13 protein-coding genes are annotated in these 17,882 nt (G+C 62.6%); 1 reads left to right on the forward strand and 12 read right to left on the reverse strand.

The features are described 5' to 3' along the window. Positions 1–22: 22 nt before the first annotated feature. The 5 genes from kdsA to dnaE form a co-directional block, all read right to left on the reverse strand. On the reverse strand, positions 23–868 hold the full coding sequence (kdsA, locus tag O6P39_RS20245; RefSeq protein WP_275608223.1) for a 3-deoxy-8-phosphooctulonate synthase: 846 nt from the start codon (positions 866–868) through the stop codon (positions 23–25). 2 nt (positions 869–870) lie between these two features. Then, positions 871–2,499, reverse strand: a complete 1,629-nt coding sequence (locus tag O6P39_RS20250; protein WP_275608224.1) for a CTP synthase — start codon at positions 2,497–2,499, stop codon at positions 871–873. 171 nt (positions 2,500–2,670) lie between these two features. Beyond that, positions 2,671–3,999 carry a tRNA lysidine(34) synthetase TilS gene (tilS, locus tag O6P39_RS20255; RefSeq protein WP_275608225.1) on the reverse strand — a complete coding sequence of 443 codons (1,329 nt, stop codon included), beginning with the start codon at positions 3,997–3,999 and terminating at the stop codon, positions 2,671–2,673. 69 nt (positions 4,000–4,068) lie between these two features. Continuing rightward, positions 4,069–5,019 (reverse strand): acetyl-CoA carboxylase carboxyl transferase subunit alpha, encoded by a 951-nt coding sequence (gene accA / locus O6P39_RS20260; RefSeq protein WP_275608226.1) that lies wholly within the window; start codon positions 5,017–5,019, stop codon positions 4,069–4,071. Positions 5,020–5,134: 115 nt separating this feature from the next. Then, positions 5,135–8,665, reverse strand: a complete 3,531-nt coding sequence (gene dnaE, locus O6P39_RS20265) for a DNA polymerase III subunit alpha (protein WP_275608227.1) — start codon at positions 8,663–8,665, stop codon at positions 5,135–5,137. Between the two features lie 220 nt (positions 8,666–8,885). Here dnaE and O6P39_RS20270 point away from each other — a divergent pair, with 220 nt between their 5' ends. After that, positions 8,886–10,961, forward strand: a complete 2,076-nt coding sequence (locus O6P39_RS20270) for a hypothetical protein (protein ID WP_275608228.1) — start codon at positions 8,886–8,888, stop codon at positions 10,959–10,961. On the opposite strand, the gene rnhB is transcribed toward O6P39_RS20270, so the two are convergent. The 7 genes from rnhB to bamA are packed head-to-tail and all read right to left on the reverse strand — an operon-like array spanning position 10,882 to position 17,861. Beyond that, positions 10,882–11,487 carry a ribonuclease HII gene (gene rnhB / locus O6P39_RS20275; protein ID WP_275608229.1) on the reverse strand — a complete coding sequence of 202 codons (606 nt, stop codon included), beginning with the start codon at positions 11,485–11,487 and terminating at the stop codon, positions 10,882–10,884. The two genes, O6P39_RS20270 and rnhB, sit on opposite strands and share 80 nt — an antisense overlap. After that, entirely contained in the window at positions 11,487–12,629 is a 1,143-nt protein-coding gene (gene lpxB, locus O6P39_RS20280; RefSeq protein WP_275608230.1) for a lipid-A-disaccharide synthase, read from the reverse strand. Before lpxB ends, rnhB begins: the two co-directional genes overlap by 1 nt. Positions 12,630–12,631: 2 nt before the next feature. Then, positions 12,632–13,408, reverse strand: coding sequence for an acyl-ACP--UDP-N-acetylglucosamine O-acyltransferase (gene lpxA, locus O6P39_RS20285; protein ID WP_275608231.1), 777 nt, complete (start codon positions 13,406–13,408; stop codon positions 12,632–12,634). Then, complete coding sequence (fabZ, locus tag O6P39_RS20290) at positions 13,405–13,845, reverse strand: 3-hydroxyacyl-ACP dehydratase FabZ (protein ID WP_152225019.1); 441 nt, start codon at positions 13,843–13,845, stop codon at positions 13,405–13,407. Before fabZ ends, lpxA begins: the two co-directional genes overlap by 4 nt. A 48-nt stretch (positions 13,846–13,893) precedes the next feature. Beyond that, positions 13,894–14,955, reverse strand: coding sequence for a UDP-3-O-(3-hydroxymyristoyl)glucosamine N-acyltransferase (gene lpxD / locus O6P39_RS20295; protein WP_275608232.1), 1,062 nt, complete (start codon positions 14,953–14,955; stop codon positions 13,894–13,896). Next, the gene (locus O6P39_RS20300) at positions 14,955–15,458 is read right to left on the reverse strand and encodes an OmpH family outer membrane protein (RefSeq protein ID WP_207885435.1); all 504 of its coding nucleotides are present in this window, start codon (positions 15,456–15,458) and stop codon (positions 14,955–14,957) included. The genes lpxD and O6P39_RS20300 overlap by 1 nt, the downstream gene beginning before the upstream one ends. 48 nt (positions 15,459–15,506) lie before the next feature. Continuing rightward, the gene (gene bamA, locus O6P39_RS20305; RefSeq protein WP_275608233.1) at positions 15,507–17,861 is read right to left on the reverse strand and encodes an outer membrane protein assembly factor BamA; all 2,355 of its coding nucleotides are present in this window, start codon (positions 17,859–17,861) and stop codon (positions 15,507–15,509) included. Between the last annotated feature and the right edge of the window lie 21 nt (positions 17,862–17,882).

Genomic DNA, 17,882 nt, shown 5'->3' on the forward strand with positions numbered 1-17,882 from the left:
TAAACGGGGCGGCTGGTGAGACTCAGGCGGTCTCGATGGTGGGGAAACTCTTGACCAGGTCGTCCAGCTGCTTGAGCTGGGACAGGAAAGGCTCGAGCTTGTTCAGGCGCAGGGCGCACGGGCCGTCGCATTTCGCGTTCTCAGGGTCCGGGTGGGCCTCCAGGAACAGGCCGGCCAGACCTTGGCTCATGCCGGCCTTGGCCAGGTCGGTGACCTGGGCGCGGCGGCCGCCGGCGGAATCGGCGCGACCGCCCGGCATCTGCAGGGCGTGGGTCACGTCGAAGAACACCGGGTACTCGAACTGCTTCATGATGCCGAAGCCGAGCATGTCCACCACCAGGTTGTTGTACCCGAAGGAGGAGCCACGCTCGCAGAGGATCAGCTGGTCGTTACCCGCCTCCTCGCACTTGCGCAGGATGTGCTTCATCTCCTGCGGCGCGAGGAACTGGGCCTTCTTGATGTTGATCACCGCGTTGGTCTTGGCCATGGCCACGACCAGGTCGGTCTGCCGGGACAGGAAGGCCGGCAGCTGGATGATGTCGCAGACCTCGGCCACCGGAGCGGCCTGGTAGGGCTCATGCACATCGGTGATGACCGGTACGTTGAAGGTCTTCTTGATCTCTTCGAAGATCTTCAGCCCCTCTTCCATGCCTGGACCACGGAACGAGGTGATCGAGGAACGGTTGGCCTTGTCGAAGCTGGCCTTGAATACGTAGGGGATGCCCAGTTTCTGGGTAACCGTCACGTACTCTTCGCAGACCTGCATCGCCAGGTCGCGCGACTCCAGCACGTTCATGCCGCCGAACAGCACGAACGGCAGGTCGTTGCCGATCTGGATATCACCGACGCGGATGATCTTCTGGGTCATGCTCAGGCCTTCCCGGCTTGCTTCAGCGCAGCGTTGACGAAGCCGCTGAACAGCGGGTGACCATCACGCGGGGTGGAAGTGAATTCCGGGTGGAACTGGCAGGCAACGAACCACGGATGATCCGGAGCCTCGACCACTTCGACCAGCGCGCCGTCACCGGAGCGGCCGGAAATCTTCAGGCCGGCGGCTTCCAGTTGCGGACGCAGGTTGTTGTTCACTTCGTAACGGTGGCGGTGACGCTCGACGATCACGTCCTTGCCGTAGCAGTCGTGCACCAGAGTGCCGGCCTGCAGCAGGCATTCCTGGGCGCCCAGGCGCATGGTGCCGCCCAGGTCGGAAGCCTCGGTGCGCACTTCGGTGGCGCCGGTGGCGTCCTGCCATTCGGTGATCAGGCCGACGACCGGGTGGCCGCTGGACTTGTCGAACTCGGTGGAGTTGGCATCGGTCCAGCCCAGCACGTTGCGGGCGTACTCGATGACGGCCACCTGCATGCCCAGGCAGATGCCCAGGTACGGAACCTTGTTCTCACGGGCGTACTGCACGGCGGTGATCTTGCCTTCCACGCCGCGCAGGCCGAAGCCGCCCGGAACCAGGATGGCGTCGGCGCCTTCGAGCAGGCTGGTGCCCTGCTGCTCGATGTCTTCGGAGTCGATGTAGCGCAGGTTGACCTTGGTGCGGCTCTGGATGCCGGCGTGGGTCATGGCTTCGATCAGCGACTTGTACGCATCGAGCAGTTCCATGTACTTGCCGACCATGGCGATGGTGACTTCACGCTCGGGGTTGAGCTTGGCGTCGACCACGCGGTCCCATTCGGACAGGTCGGCCGGGCCGCACTCCAGGCCGAAGCGCTCGACGACGAAGTCATCGACGCCCTGGGCGTGCAGTACGGACGGAATGCGGTAGATGGTGTCGACGTCTTCCAGCGAGATGACCGCGCGCTCTTCCACGTTGGTGAAGAGGGCGATCTTGCGGCGGGAGGACACGTCCACCGGATGATCGGAGCGGCAGACCAGGATGTCCGGCTGCAGGCCGATGGAGCGCAGCTCCTTGACCGAGTGCTGGGTCGGCTTGGTCTTGGTTTCGCCGGCGGTGGCGATGTACGGGACCAGCGTGAGGTGCATCAGCATGGCGCGGCGCGAACCGATTTCCACGCGCAGCTGGCGGATGGCCTCGAGGAAGGGTTGCGACTCGATGTCACCCACGGTGCCACCGACTTCCACCAGGGCCACGTCGGCATCGCCGGCGCCCTTGATGATGCGACGCTTGATCTCGTCGGTGATGTGCGGGATCACCTGCACGGTGGCGCCCAGGTAGTCGCCGCGGCGCTCCTTGCGCAGCACGTCCATGTAGACGCGGCCGGTAGTGAAGTTGTTGTTCTGGGTCATCGTGGTGCGCACGAAACGCTCGTAGTGGCCCAGGTCGAGGTCGGTCTCAGCGCCGTCGTGGGTGACGAACACCTCACCGTGCTGGAACGGGCTCATGGTGCCCGGATCGACGTTGATATAGGGGTCCAGCTTGAGCATCGTGATCTTCAAGCCACGCGCTTCCAGAATGGCAGCCAAGGAAGCCGAGGCGATGCCTTTCCCCAATGAAGAAACAACACCACCCGTGACGAAGATGTAGCGCGTCATGAAAAGCCCTGAATGTCAGCGTTTAGGCGGCTCGGCCGCCGGGGAAGCGAAGGTGTCGGGTCTGGGACCCGGCTCACGACTTCGTCGTGAAAATAGCGAACTCCCGCTGATTCCACAGGGGATCGGCAGGAGCGATATAAGACGGGAGCGTAGTCTACCGGAAAGCGGCTATCAGCTCAAACCCGAGTCATTCGTCGGAGGTACCCAGCACAGGGTCCATGACGGGCATTCCTCGGCTCGCAGCTCCGGCAACAGCGCCACTCCCAGCAGTTCGTCGGCTCGCCAGAGCAGCGGCAGGCGGCCACGGAGAAAGGCCGGAATGCCGGCCTCGTTGAGCAGGCGCTTGAGATCGCGGCGGCCACGGCTGGGTAATGCCAGGACCTCCCCGCCCTGCCGGTAACGGACCTCCAGCAGCCCGAGCGGCGGCTCGCCCTCGAAGTGCAACGAGCCATTTCCGGGCAGCGCCAATGATTGAGAAGCATCCACCCAGGGCTGCGCTTGCGGTGCGAAGGCCAGCCAAGCATGCGAGAGCCACCAGAGCCGGCCATTGGCGCGGCGCAGCTCACCGTCGGCGAGGCGCCAGACCGGTTCTGCGTCCGCCCGGGCATCACGCAGATCCCGCCAGCCGGCCCAGTGCGCGCTGTCGGGCAAGCGCGCGAGAGAGGCGAACCAATGGCGCAGGGCATTGCGCTGGCGCGACTCGCTCAGGGAGGACAGCGGCGCGATCGCCAGGGAAGGTAGTGGCATCCCCCGGTAATGCCTCTGTTGGTCCGCCGCTATCAGGTCGGATTGCGCCAACTCCGCCAGCAGATCGTCGGCCTCCGCCAGATGTTCGGCACTGCGGGCGATAGTTTCACTCGCCGCTGGCCAGCGGCGCGCAATAACCGGTAGCACCTGGTTGCGCAGGTAATTGCGGTCGTAATCGTCGCAGGCATTGGAGGGGTCCTCCACCCAGGCCAGACCGTGGCTGCGGGCATAGCGCTCAATCTCGTCGCGGGAGACGCCCAACAGCGGGCGCAGCAGGAGCCCGGCTCCCAGTGGACGGCAGGCAGACATCCCCGCCAGACCGCGCACACCAGAGCCACGGAACAGGCGGAACAGTACGGTCTCCACCTGGTCGTCACGGTGCTGCCCGGTCAGCAGGCACTCCCCTGCTCCCAGCATCGCCGTGAATGCAGCATAGCGAGCCTCCCGAGCGGCCCGCTCCAGACTGGCGCCGTCGTCCACCCGCACATATTCGACGCGCAACGGCACACCCAGCACATCGCAAAACCGCTGACAGTGCTCCGGCCAGGCGTCGGCGACAGCCTGCAGGCCGTGATGGACATGAATGGCAGAAATCGGCGGCAACGGCTCGCGACGAGCGAGTTGTACCAACAGATGCAGGAGAACGGTGGAATCAAGCCCACCAGACAATGCCACGCGCCACGCCGGCGCGCAGCGCCAGGGTGCAAGCGCAGCTAGAAGTCGGTTTTCCAGAGACAAGGAGTCAAGGGACATGGCGCAGGAAGACGGGACGGATGACGAGGCAAGGATACCTCGTCATCCGCGCTGCGCCGAAGGCGTCGATCAGGCGACGCCGTAGCTCATCAGGCGCTCGTAGCGGCGCGCCAGCAGCTCTTCGGTGCTCAGTTGCTTGAGAACATCCAACTGGCCGAGCAGGGCCTTGCGGATCGACTGGGACATCGCGGCCGGGTCGCGGTGGGCGCTGCCCAGCGGCTCGGGGATGATGTTGTCGACGATGCCCAGGTCCTTCAGGCGGCTGGCGGTGATGCCCATGGCCTCAGCGGCTTCCGGCGCCTTCTCGGCGGTACGCCAGAGGATCGAGGCGCAACCCTCGGGCGAGATCACCGCGTAGGTGGAGTACTGCAGCATGTTCAACTGGTCGCACACGCCAATAGCCAGTGCGCCGCCGGAACCGCCTTCGCCAATCACGGTGGCGATGATCGGGGTCTTCAGGCGCGCCATGACACGCAGGTTCCAGGCGATAGCCTCGCTCTGGCCGCGCTCTTCGGCATCGATGCCCGGATAGGCGCCCGGGGTGTCGATAAAGGTCAGGATCGGCATCTTGAAGCGCTCGGCCATTTCCATCAGGCGGCAGGCCTTGCGGTAGCCTTCCGGACGCGGCATGCCGAAGTTGCGGCGTACCTTCTCGCGCACTTCGCGGCCCTTCTGGTGACCGATGATCATCACCGGCTGGTCTTCCAGACGGGCAACGCCACCGACGATAGCCGCGTCATCGGCGAAATGACGGTCGCCGTGCAGCTCTTCGAACTCGGTGAAGATGTGTTCGATGTAATCGAGGGTGTAGGGGCGACGCGGATGACGCGCGAGCTGGGCGATCTGCCAGCTGGACAGGTTACCGAAGATGTTCTCGGTCAGCGCCTTGCTCTTCTCCTGCAGACGGGAGATTTCGTCGGTGATGTTCAGGGCGTTGTCGTTACCGACCAGGCGCAGCTCTTCGATCTTGGCGTGCAGGTCGGCAATGGGCTGTTCGAAATCGAGAAAATTCGGGTTCATGGGCTATCCGTCGTTCTGTTGGCGGCAGGGCCTGGTCCGTTAGGCGCCCTACCTTACGGTATCGGGCGCCAAGGGTCGAGACTGGCGGGCGGGCGGCCTATGGCCACCGACCTCACTAGCGGTAGTTCAGGAAGACGTTGTCGCGGCCGAACTGGTCACGCAACGCTTGAATCAGGTTGTCCGCGGGGTCGATCCGCCACTGTTCGCCGAACTGCAGCAAGGCGCGCGCCTGCTCGCCACTGTAGTCGACAGTGACCGGGCAACTGCCGCGATGACGGGTGCAGAGGTCAGCCAGCCAGCGCAGGCGGTCACCTTTGAGCGCGTCCGCGTGCACTTTCACCCGCAAGCTCTCCGCCAGCGAGGTGCGCGCCTCTTCCAGGCCCATCACGCGCTTGGCGCGCAGGCGCAAGCCGCCGGAGAAATCGTCCTGGCTGACTTCGCCTTCGATCACCACCAGCGCATCGGTCTGCAACAGCGCCTGGTTGGCGGCGAAGGCTTCGGCGAACAACGAGGCCTCGATACGCCCGGAGCGGTCGTCCAGGGTCACGAAGCCCATCTTGTCGCCACGCTTGTTCTTCATTACCCGCAGGTTGACGATCAGCCCGGCGACGGTCTGGGTATCGCGCGCGGGCTTGAGCTCGACGATGCGCTGGCGGGCGAAACGCCGCACTTCACCTTCGTACTCGTCGATCGGGTGACCGGTCAGGTACAGGCCGAGGGTGTCCTTCTCGCCCTTCAGGCGCTCCTTGAGGTTGAGCGCCTTGACCTTGCGGTGGTTGGCGTAGACATCGGCCTCGGGCTCGGCGAAGACGCCGCCGAACAGGTCCATGTGGCCGCTGTCATGGCTGCGCGAGGTCTGCTCTGCAGCTTTCACTGCCTCCTCCATGGAGGCCAGCAGCACGGCACGGTTGATGTCTACGTGGGCGTGGTAGGCCTTCTGTTCCTCATGGAAATGCGGGCCGAGGCGGTCCAGCGCACCGGCACGGATCAACGCTTCCAGGGTGCGTTTGTTGACGCGCTTGAGGTCGATGCGGTCGCAGAAGTCGAACAGGGTCTTGAACGGACCGCCTTCGTTGCGGCACTCGGTGATAGCTTCCACCGGACCTTCGCCGACGCCCTTGATCGCACCCAGGCCGTAGACGATCTGATCATCGTCATCCACGGTGAAGCGGAATTCGGAGTTGTTCACGTCCGGAGCAAGGATGCGCAGCTTCATGTGGCGGCACTCTTCGATGAGCGTCACCACCTTGTCGGTGTTCTGCATATCCGCGGTGAGTACCGCAGCCATGAACGGGGCTTTCCAGTGGGTCTTCAACCAGGCGGTCTGGTACGACACCAGGCCGTAGGCGGCGGAGTGCGACTTGTTGAAGCCGTAGCCGGCGAACTTTTCCACCAGGTCAAAGATGTTGCCCGCGAGGTTCGCATCGATACCGTTATTCGCGCAGCCCTCGATGAAGCCGCCGCGCTGTTTGGCCATCTCCTCGGGCTTTTTCTTACCCATGGCGCGACGCAGCATGTCCGCGCCGCCGAGGGTGTAGCCCGCCATCACCTGGGCGATCTGCATCACCTGCTCCTGGTACAGGATGATGCCGTAGGTGGGCTTGAGCACCGGTTCGAGGCCAGCGTACTGGTAATCCGGGTGCGGGTAGGAGATTTCCTCGCGGCCGTGCTTACGATTGATGAAGTCGTCCACCATGCCCGACTGCAGCGGACCGGGACGGAACAGCGCCACCAGTGCGATGAGGTCTTCCAGGCAGTCCGGCTTGAGCTTCTTGATCAGCTCCTTCATGCCGCGCGATTCAAGCTGGAAGACCGCAGTGGTTTCCGCCTTCTGCAGCAAGTCGTAGGTTTTCTTGTCGTCCAGCGGGATGCGGTCAATGTCGACCAACTCGGTCTCGCCGGCTTTCTGCTGTTTGCGATGAATGATCTCCATCGCCCACTTGATGATGGTCAAGGTACGCAGGCCGAGGAAGTCGAACTTCACCAGGCCCGCGGCTTCCACATCGTCCTTGTCGAACTGGGTCACCAGGCCCGCGCCCTCTTCGTCACAGGCGATGGGGGCGAAGTCGGTCAGCTTGGTCGGCGCGATCACCACACCACCGGCGTGCTTGCCGGTACCGCGGGTTACACCTTCGAGCTTGAGCGCCATGTCCCAGATTTCCTGGGCTTCCTCGTCAGACTTGAGGAAGTCGCGGAGCATCTCTTCCTGCTCGTAGGCCTTTTCCAGGGTCATGCCCACTTCGAAGGGAATCATCTTCGACAGCTTGTCGGCCAGGCCGTAGGACTTGCCCTGCACCCGCGCCACGTCGCGCACCACCGCCTTCGCGGCCATGGAGCCGAAGGTGATGATCTGGCTCACGGCGTTACGGCCGTACGCACCGGCCACGTAGTCGATCACCCGGTCGCGGCCTTCCATGCAGAAGTCGACGTCGAAGTCGGGCATGGAAATACGTTCGGGGTTGAGGAAGCGCTCGAACAGCAGGTCATAGGCCAGCGGATCGAGGTCGGTGATTTTCAGCACGTAGGCGACCAGTGAGCCGGCGCCCGAACCCCGGCCGGGGCCTACCGGCACGCCGTTGTTCTTGGCCCACTTGATGAAGTCCATCACGATCAGGAAGTAGCCGGGGAAGCCCATCTGGATGATGGTGCCCAGCTCGAACTCCAGGCGGTCGACGTAGATCTGCCGCTTCTCTTCGTAGTTCGGCGTGGTTTCCTTCGGCCAGAGCACGGCCAGGCGCTCTTCCAGGCCCTCGTAGGAGACATGGCGCAGGTACTGGTTGATGTCCATGTCGTCGTAGGGGATCGGGAAGTTGGGCAGGAAGTACTTGCCCAGTTGCACCTCGATGTTGCAGCGCTTGGCAATCTCGACGGAGTTTTCCAGCGCTTCGGGAATATCGCTGAACAGCTCGGCCATTTCCGCCGGGCTCTTCAGATACTGCTGATCGGAATAGTTGCGCGAGCGGCGCGGATCATCCAGCGCCCGGCCTTCGCCGATGCACACGCGGGTTTCGTGGGCCTCGAAGTCGTCCTGCTTGATGAAGCGCACGTCGTTGGTCGCCACCAGTGGTGCACCACTGCGCTCGGCCAGGGCCACGGCGGCGTGCACGTGCTCTTCGTCGTTGACCCGGTTGGTGCGCTGGATATCCAGGTAGAAGCGGTCCGGGAAGACTTCCAGCCACTCGGCGAGCAGTGCGTCCGCCAGGGCATTGTCGCCCTCCAGCAGCGCCATGCCGATCTCGCCTTCCTTCGAGCCCGACAGCGCGATCAGGCCTTCGGCCGCTTCCTTCACCCACTCCCGCTCGATGATGATCTCGCCGTTGCGCTGGCCTTCCTGCCAGCCACGGGAGATCAGCTCGGTCAGGTTGCGGTAGCCCTTGGCGTTCATGGCCAGCAGGGTCAGACGGGTGAGCGGACCGTCGTCATCGCGGTTCGCCAGCCAGATGTCGGCACCGCAGATCGGCTTGATACCGCCGCCCATGGCCGTCTTGTAGAACTTCACCAGCGAGCACATGTTGCTCAGGTCGGTCACCGCCACCGCCGGCATCCCCGAACCCGCCACCGCCTTGATCAGCGGCTTGACCCGTACCAGGCCGTCGACCAGGGAGAATTCGGTGTGCAGACGCAGGTGAACGAAGGTGGCGGTCATGGTGGTCCTTGGCAAACGCGAAAAACGGCAAGCCCGGAATTGTACCCACCTCCGGGTTAAAGCTACAGACATCCCGCAGTCGCTGTCGGATAGCTGGCGGATAGACAAACATGACAAACCAGCAGCCGAGATACGGAAATATCGCCAGCAGACTCGGACAGCGTGAAGGGCGACGAACGGCAGAATTCAGCGCCACCTCAAGCCTGCCCAGGAACGCACAATGGCCGCTCCCTCCTTCACGACGCGCGCAGTCCTCTTCTGCTGCACCTGCCTCTACTGGCTAACGCCCGGACATCTGGGCCTTGGCAATATGCCCTTTGCCATGCTGAACGCTCTCAGTATCGTCGCGATCGCATTCTGCGCCTGGCTTTGTTTCAGCCTGCCATGGCGCAACACGCCTCCGACTTACGCTGCATTCCTTCTGATGCTGCCGATACTTCCCGCTCAGATGGAAATCAGCCAAGTCGCACGACAGGGCCTGAGCGCCTGTTACTCCAGTAACGAAACATACGGCGAACCGGCGCAGCGCTCCCTTAATGCGTCCAAATCCCTCTGCGAGCACATCGATCGTCGCATCGCCTTCGCCCCATATGGATTCTCACTTTTTACGGCGAACTTCCCGCTCTACTTCGCCAATGACTACCGTGAACGCCCTTGGAGCGAGCAGCTTCCCTCTGTGGATGACTACCGCTTCAGCGCACACTGGGCCGGATACATAAATGTACCCGGCCCGACGAAGCGCCCCCTGCGAGTCACAAGCGCGGGTGGGACAGCCCACTGGCAGCTCGACGGCGTCGACGCACAGCCTCTGGAGAATGTTTCTCCCGGCCGTCATCGGATCAACCTCAACTTCGCAAGAAATCTCCCCGAAGCACCCGCGCTGTCACTGGAATGGGATCTTGGCGCTGGCTTCAAAGCCGTCCCGCCTACAGCGATGAGCCCCTTCAATGGCACGATGGATCACAGGCCCTGGCGCTGGATCGGATTGTGCAGTTGGCTGATCGCCCTTGGCATACTGATCCTAGGCGCCCGCCCAGCAGCGCCTCGGCCGTCTGGAGTGCTCTGGCTAGGTGGTTTCTACGGACTCTTTGCCCTGGGCTTGCAACTGATCCTCAGCGAAGGACAACGCTTCGGCTATCAGATAATGGTGCCGGGCAACGACTACCTGATGTATGAAACCTTCGCGCGCGACATTTTGAATGGGGACCTGGGTTCGCGAGCCGAAAGCCCCTTTGTCTACTTCAACTTCGGCTACCGCTATCTGCTTGCGTTGCTACACGTCCTTGCCGGGGAGGCTCCTGCAGATGTGGCAATAGTCCAGATGGGGGTTATGGCTGCGCTCATGGTCGCGTGCTGCGCCTGGACACAACGCCTGTTCGGCTGGCTCAGCGCGTTGGCGATGGCGACTGCGATGATCTTCTGCCAGCAACTGCTCCTGCTCGCCGAGCCACTGCTCGACACCACTTGGGGGATCGTGCTGAGTGCGCTTCTGCTCTTCATGCTACTGGATCAGGCACGCTGCCCCACCCTGAGCAAAGCTATTGGCATGGGCCTACTGCTGGGACTCGCAACCCTGATCCGGCCCAACTTCATTCCATTCATCGCCATAGCCTGCATCTGGATGCTTTGGACTGGCGCACAGCTCAGGCCACTACAGCGCTGGGGACTCCCCTTGCTGACCTGCATACTTGCAGTGGCTCTTTTGAGCCTACTCGGCTGGAGAAATCTCTGGATCGCAGGCGAATTCCGCTGGTTGCCAGAGAACGGACCGATCAACCTCTGGTTTGGCAATCACCCGCCTCAATACGACGGCCCGAGCTTCTTCCTGCCCACCTACATCCCACCCGCGCCGGAAATTGCCAAGGAAGTACTGCGTTATGTACTGAGCGACCCAATGGCATTCATTGCTCGAAGCTGGCAAAAGCTGCTCTTCATATTGGGCATCGACACGAGAGTGGAAACAGAGATCAACCTGCGAATCCTGGTGCCCTGGCTGCTTGCCGCCGCAAGCGCTGCCCCGCTCTGGCGTGGCAATTACCCGGCCCAGCGGCGAGAGGTATTGTTGATCGTCCTCTGGATCGCCGCACTCAGCGCACCCTTGACGCTGATATTTCCCTGGGGATACGGCTGGCGACTTTCCTCGCCGACCTTCCTTCCACTCTACCTGCTAGACGGGCTATCAGTGGCGTGGCTCTGCAGTAGGCTGGGAGGGTCGATCAGAAGACTTGCTGCTCCAGCAACTCCCGAACCGGCCCGAAAGAACGCCGATGAATCGGCGTCGGCCCCAGGCGCTTGAGCGCTTCCAGGTGCACCGGAGTCGGATAGCCCTTATGCACGCCGATGCCGTAGCCGGGGTACAGCGCTTCCATTTCCTGCATCTCGCGGTCACGGCTGACCTTGGCCAGGATCGAGGCGGCGGCGATCGCCGGGACCTTGGCATCACCCTGCACCACCGGGGCGGAGGGCACCTTCAATTTCGGACACCGATTACCGTCGATGAGCGCCAGTTTCGGCGTCACGCTCAGGCCCTCCACCGCGCGCTGCATGGCGAGCATGGTGGCGTGGAGAATGTTCAACTGGTCGATCTCATGCACATCCGCACGGGCGATGCACCAGGCCAATGCCTTCTCGCGGATTTCGTCAAAGAGCTTTTCACGCTTGGCTTCGGTGAGCTTCTTGGAGTCGTTCAGCCCACTGATCGGGCGTGCCGGATCAAGGATGACAGCTGCGGTAACCACGGGGCCGCACAGCGGACCACGGCCGACTTCATCGACGCCTGCGACCAGCTCTTCCACCAGGGCGAAATCCAGGCCCATCTGCATCAGTGTTTCTCCACCAGGGCGAGCACCGCTTCGGCGGCCTGCGCGGACGCATCCTGGCGCAGGGCGCGGTGGATGGCGTCGAAGGATTCGGTCTGCACACTGCCGTCATCCAGCAGTGGCAGCAAGGTAGTGGCCAGCGCCTCGGGCGTCGCCGTATCCTGGATCAACTCCGGCACTAGCAGTCGGTTGGCCAGCAGGTTCGGCAGCGAGATGTACGGACTCTTCACCAGCCGCTTGAGAATGCGGTAGGTCATCGGCGCCACCTTGTAGGCGACAACCATCGGCCGCTTGTACAGCAGCGCTTCGAGGGTGGCGGTGCCAGAGGCGATCAGCACGGCGTCGCAGGCAGCGAGGGCTTCATGGGACGCACCGTCGAGCAACTGCACTGGCAGATTACGGCCGGCCAGCATTTCCTCGATCTGTACGCGGCGCTCGGGGCTGGCGCAAGGCAGCACGAAACGCAGGCCCGGACGCTCCTGAAGCAGGCGTTGAGCGGTATCGAGGAACAGCGCGCCGAGCTTACCGACCTCCCCTCCCCGACTACCCGGCAGCAACGCAACGACACTGGCATCCTGCGGCAGGCCCAGGCGCTCGCGCGCGCCAGCACGGTCGGCTTCCAGTGGAATGGTGTTGGCCAGCGGATGGCCGACGAAACGAACCGGCACCGCATGTTCTTCGTAGAAGCGCGCCTCAAAGGGAAACAGCGCGAGCATCAGGTCGCAGGCTTCCTTGATCTTCAGCACGCGCTTCTGCCGCCAGGCCCAGACCGACGGACTGACATAGTGCACCGTGCGGATGCCCGCGCGGCGCAACTTGAGCTCGATGTTCAGGTTGAAGTCCGGCGCATCAATGCCAATGAACACGTCCGGCTTGGCCGCGATCAGCATCTGGACGAGGTCCTTGCGCCGGCGTAGCAGCTCGCGCAGGCGGCCGAGCACCTCGACCAAGCCCATGACCGCGAGGCGTTCCATCGGGAAATGCGACTGCAGTCCTTCGGCCTGCATGCGCGGACCACCGACACCGATGAACTCGATGTCGGGGTGACGCTGCTTGAGCGCCTGCATCAGGCCGGAGCCAAGGATATCGCCGGACGCCTCGCCCGCGACCAGGGCGACGCGCAGCTTGCGTACGGTCGGCTGCATGGTCAGCGGGTGATGCCGCGGGTGGAGCTCTGGATGGAGTCGCGGAATACCGCTACCTCCGGGAACTGCTCCGAAACCTCGACGAGCTCGGCGAGCGCTTCGTCCACGGTCAGCCCCTGGCGGTAAACCACCTTGTAGGCCCGACGCAGCGCCTGGATGGCTTCGGCGCTGAAACCACGCCGACGCAAGCCTTCGAAGTTCATGCTGCGAGCTTCGGCGGGGTTGCCGAAGACGGTCACATAGGCAGGAACGTCCTTGCCGATCGCACTGCCCATGCCGGAGAAGCTGTGCGCGCCGATGCGGCAGAACTGATGCACCAGGGTGTAACCGGAGAGGATCGCCCAGTCATCCACGTGAACATGGCCAGCCAGCGCCGTGTTGTTCACCAGAATGCAATGGTTGCCGATCACACTGTCATGGCCGATGTGCACGTAGGCCATGAGCAGGTTGTGGTCGCCGATGGTGGTTTCCGAACGATCCTGGATGGTGCCGCGATGGATGGTGACACCCTCGCGGATCACGTTGTGGTCACCGATCACCAGGCGAGTCGGCTCGCCCTTGTACTTCAGGTCGGGAGTGTCCTCGCCGACGCTGGAGAACTGAAAGATGCGATTGTGCTTGCCGATCTTCGTGGGGCCCTTGAGCACCACGTGCGGACCGATCACCGTACCTTCGCCGATCTCCACATCCGGCCCGACGATGGACCAGGGGCCCACCTCTACGTCGTCAGCCAGCTTTGCGCGCGGGTCGATGATGGCGCGAGGATCGATCAAACTCATAGTTTGCGTTCCGCACAGATGATTTCGGCCGAGCATACCGGCTTGTCATCGACGGTGGCGTGGCAATCGAACTTCCAGATGCCGCGCTTGACGCTGATGAACTGGGCATGCAGCTGCAGCTGGTCGCCCGGCAGTACCGGCTGACGGAAGCGCAGCTTGTCGGAGCCGACGAAGTAGTACAGGGTGCCGTCGGCTGGCTTCACGTCGAGCATCTTGAAGCCGAGGATACCGGCCGCCTGGGCCATGGCCTCGATGATCAGCACGCCCGGCATGATCGGGTGCTGCGGGAAATGGCCATTGAAGAACGGCTCGTTGATGCTGACATTCTTGTAGGCGCGAATGCGCTTGCCTTCAATGTCCAGCTCCACCACCCGATCCACCAGCAGGAAGGGGTAGCGATGAGGCAGGTATTCGCGAATCTCGTTGATGTCCATCATGTTCAGGGAAGCCTGTTCAGAAAAGGGAAACGCCAAAAAATGCGCTGATCACGCATCAGATGGAGCGTCTCCACTCGGGGTCACGGCAGCCACGCGCTTTTCCAGCTGCTGCAGACGACGGGCCATGTCATCCAGCTGGCGAATACGCGCGGCGCTCTTCTTCCATTCGCCGGCCGGCTGCATGGCAGTACCGGAGGAATAGGAACCCGGTTCGGTAATCGAACGGGTCACCATAGTCATCCCGGTGACGAAGACGTTGTCGCAGATTTCGATGTGGCCGACCAGGCCGACGCCACCGGCGAGCATGCAATGCTTGCCGATCTTGGCGCTGCCGGAAATCCCGCAGCAGCCCGCCATCGCGGTGTGATCACCGATCTGCACGTTGTGGGCGATCATGATCTGGTTGTCCAGCTTCACGCCATTGCCCACCAGGGTATCGGACAGCGCACCGCGGTCGATCGTGGTATTGGCGCCGATCTCGACGTCATCGCCCACGGTCACGCCACCAATCTGCGCGATCTTCTGCCAGACGCCCTTCTGGTTGGCGAAGCCGAAGCCCTCGCCACCCAGCACGGCGCCGGATTGGATCACCACGCGCTTGCCGATGCGCACGTCGTGGTAAAGGGTCACTCTCGGGGCCAGCCAGCCGCCTTCGCCAATCACGCTGCGCGCGCCGACGAAGCAATGGGCACCGATGGTTACGCCGGCGCCAATCTGCGCGCCAGCCTCAATCACCGCGTAGGGACCGATGCTGGCAGTCGGGTCGACCTGGGCACCTTCATCGACCACTGCAGTGGGATGGATACCGGCAGGCGCCTTGGGCTTGCGATCGAACTGATGCGAAAGACCGGCATACGCCAGATAGGGGTTGGCCACCACCAGCGCGTTGCCGGTGAAACCTTCGGCATCGGCTGCCGTCAGCAGCACCGCACCCGCCTTGCTCTCAGGCAGGAACTTGCGGTACTGCGGGTTGGCCAGGAAGCTCAGTTGGTCCGCGCCAGCTTCCTGGAGGGTTGCCAGGCCGCGAATGACTTGAGCAGGATCGCCGCGCAGCTCGGCATTGAGCTGCGCAGCCAGTTCAGCGAGGGTAAAGGACAGCTCGGTCATCATCAGCGCAGCTGGTTCATGCGCTCGATGACTTGACGGGTGATGTCGTACTGCGGCTTCACGTCCACCACGGCACCACGCTCGACCACGAGGTCATAGCCACCCTTCTTGATGGTTTCCTCGACAGCCTGGTCCAGCTTCGGCTTGAGCTTCTTCAGCATGTCGCGGTCGGCGACAGCCTTGGCTTCGTTCAGCTCCTTGGACTGGAACTGGAAGTCACGGGCCTTCTGCTTGAAGTCGTTCTCGGCCTTTTCACGCTCGGACTGGGACATCTTGCTGCCACCGCTGACCAGCTTGTCCTGCAGCGCCTTGGCGTCGCTTTCCAGCGCCTTGAGCTTGTTCAGCTGGGGGCCGAATTTCTTCTCCGCGTCCACGGCGTACTGCTTGGCCGCATCCGACTCGAGGAGTGCCATCTGATAGTTGAGCACCGCGATCTTCATGTCGGCGAACGCTGGGCTCGCCATAAGGGCAGCGGTGATCAGAACGAACTGGGTCAACTTACGCACAATGCACTCCTGCACAAAGCATGGTTGTCTTTACAACGATACGGCCAATTAGAAGGTCTGCCCCAGAGAGAACTGGAAGATCTGGGTTTCGGCGTTGTCCGGCTTCTTGATCGGGGTCGCCAGGGCGAAGCTCAGCGGGCCCAGCGCGGTGATCCAGGTCAGGCCCACACCGGCGGACATGGCCATGTCATTGAATTTGACGCCGTCGCAACCCTGGGTAGTGGAAGTCGGGCAGTCGGCATCGAACACGTTACCCACGTCCCAGAACACCACGCTGCGCAACTGACGCTGGTCCTTCACGAACGGCAGCGGGAACAGGACTTCGGCGCCGCCGGTGATCAGGATGCTACCACCAAAGGCTTGCGGGTCCTGGTCCGGGTCGTACTCCGTCCCCGGATTGGTGCCCTTGCTAGGCGTACTGCGCGGACCGAGGGTGCTGTCCTTGAAACCACGCACCGAGTTGAAGCCACCCGCGTAGTAGTTCTCGTAGAACGGCAGGCGGTCGGTGGAACCATAGCCATCACCGTAGCCGAGCTCGGTGTGGAAGCGCATGGTGTAGTTCTCGGTGAGCGGAGCGAAGATCTGGCCGCGGTAGTCGAGCTTGTAGAATGACAGGTCGCTGCCCGGAACGGTGGATTCCAGCACCAGGCTCTGCGAGTGGCCACGGTTGGCCAGCACGCCCTTGTTCAGGGTCGACTCGGACCAGCCGATGGACGCCTTGAAGTTGGTGAAGCTGTCGCCTTCCTGCTGGATGAAGTTGAAGATCTCGTCGACGGTGTAGACGCCGGTATCGATCTCGTCCTTCTGCGCGGTCAGGCCGTAGGTCAGACGCGAGGTTTCGCTGATCGGGTAGCCGATGCTGACGCCGGCGCCGTAGCTGTTGACGGAGTAGCTGGAAACGTCAACATCCAGGTCGCTGTAGTCGGTCTTGCGGTAGAAGGCGTTGTAGCCCAGGCTCACGCCGTCGACGGTCCAGTAGGGGTCGACGAAGCCGAAGTTGTAGCGGGTCTGGTAGTCGGACTTGGTCAGGCCGAGGCTGACCTTGTTACCGGTACCCAGGAAGTTGTTCTGGCTGATCGAGCCACCAAGGATAAGACCGGCGCTCTGGGCGAAACCGATACTGGCGGTGATGGAGCCGGACGGTTGCTCTTCAACGCTGTAGTTCACGTCGACCTGGTCGTCGGTGCCGGGCACAGCCGGGGTCTCGACGTTGACTTCCTTGAAGTAGCCCAGGCGCTCCAGGCGCTGCTTGGACTGGTCGATCAGGTAGGTCGAAGCCCAGCCGCCTTCCATCTGGCGCATTTCGCGACGGAGCACTTCGTCCTCGGTCTTGGTGTTGCCACGGAAGTTGATGCGATTGACGTAGGCACGCTTGCCCGGGTCGACCACATAGGTGATCGAGACGGTCTTGTCGTCGTCATGGGGCTCCGGCACGCCGTTGACGTTGGCGAAGGTATAGCCTTCGTTACCCAGACGACGGGTGATCAGGTCGGAGGTAGTGGTCATCACCTTGCGCGAGAAGACCTGGCCTTTCTTCACCAGCAGCAGCTTCTTGATTTCGTCTTCCGGCACTTTCAGGTCGCCGGAGAGCTTCACGTCACGAACGGTGTACTTCTCGCCTTCGTTGACGTTGACGGTGATGTAGACGTGCTTCTTGTCCGGAGTGATGGAAACCTGGGTCGAGGCGATATCCATGTGGATGTAGCCACGGTCCAGGTAGTAGGAACGCAGGCGCTCCAGGTCACCGGAGAGCTTCTCACGGGAATACTTGTCGTCATTCTTGAAGAAGGACAGCCAGTTGGTGGTCTTCAGTTCGAACAGGTCGGTCAGGTCTTCCTCGGAGAAGACGGTATTGCCCACCACGTTGACATGGGCGATGGCCGCCACGGTGCCTTCGTTGATGGTGATCTTCAGGGCGACGCGGTTGCGCGGCTGCGGCACCACCTCGGTCTCGATCTCGGCGGAGTAGCGGCCCTGGGCCACATACTGGCGCTGCAGTTCGTTACGGACGCCTTCGAGGGTCGCACGCTGGAAGATCTCGCCTTCGGCCAGACCGGACTGTTTCAGACCTTTCATCAGGTCTTCGGTGGTGATGGCCTTGTTGCCCTCGATCTCGATGCTGGAGATCGACGGACGCTCGACCACGTTGACGATCAGCACATTGCCATCACGGCTGAGTTGGATGTCCTGGAAGAATCCAGTCTTGAACAAGGACCGGGTCGCCTCGACCAGGCGGCGATCGTCGATCTGCTCGCCGACGTTCAGCGGCAGTGCCGCGAACACGCTGCCGGCCGACACGCGCTGCAGGCCGTTGACCCGGATATCAGAAACAGTGAAGGACTCGGCGTGAACCTGGGCGATCATCAGCGCGGAAAAGGCCGCGGTTAGCAGAAAGCGTTTCATGGAGTCCTTTTATTCCAACTG

The organism is Pseudomonas sp. PSE14, from assembly GCF_029203285.1.
Classification (GTDB): Bacteria; Pseudomonadota; Gammaproteobacteria; order Pseudomonadales; family Pseudomonadaceae; genus Pseudomonas.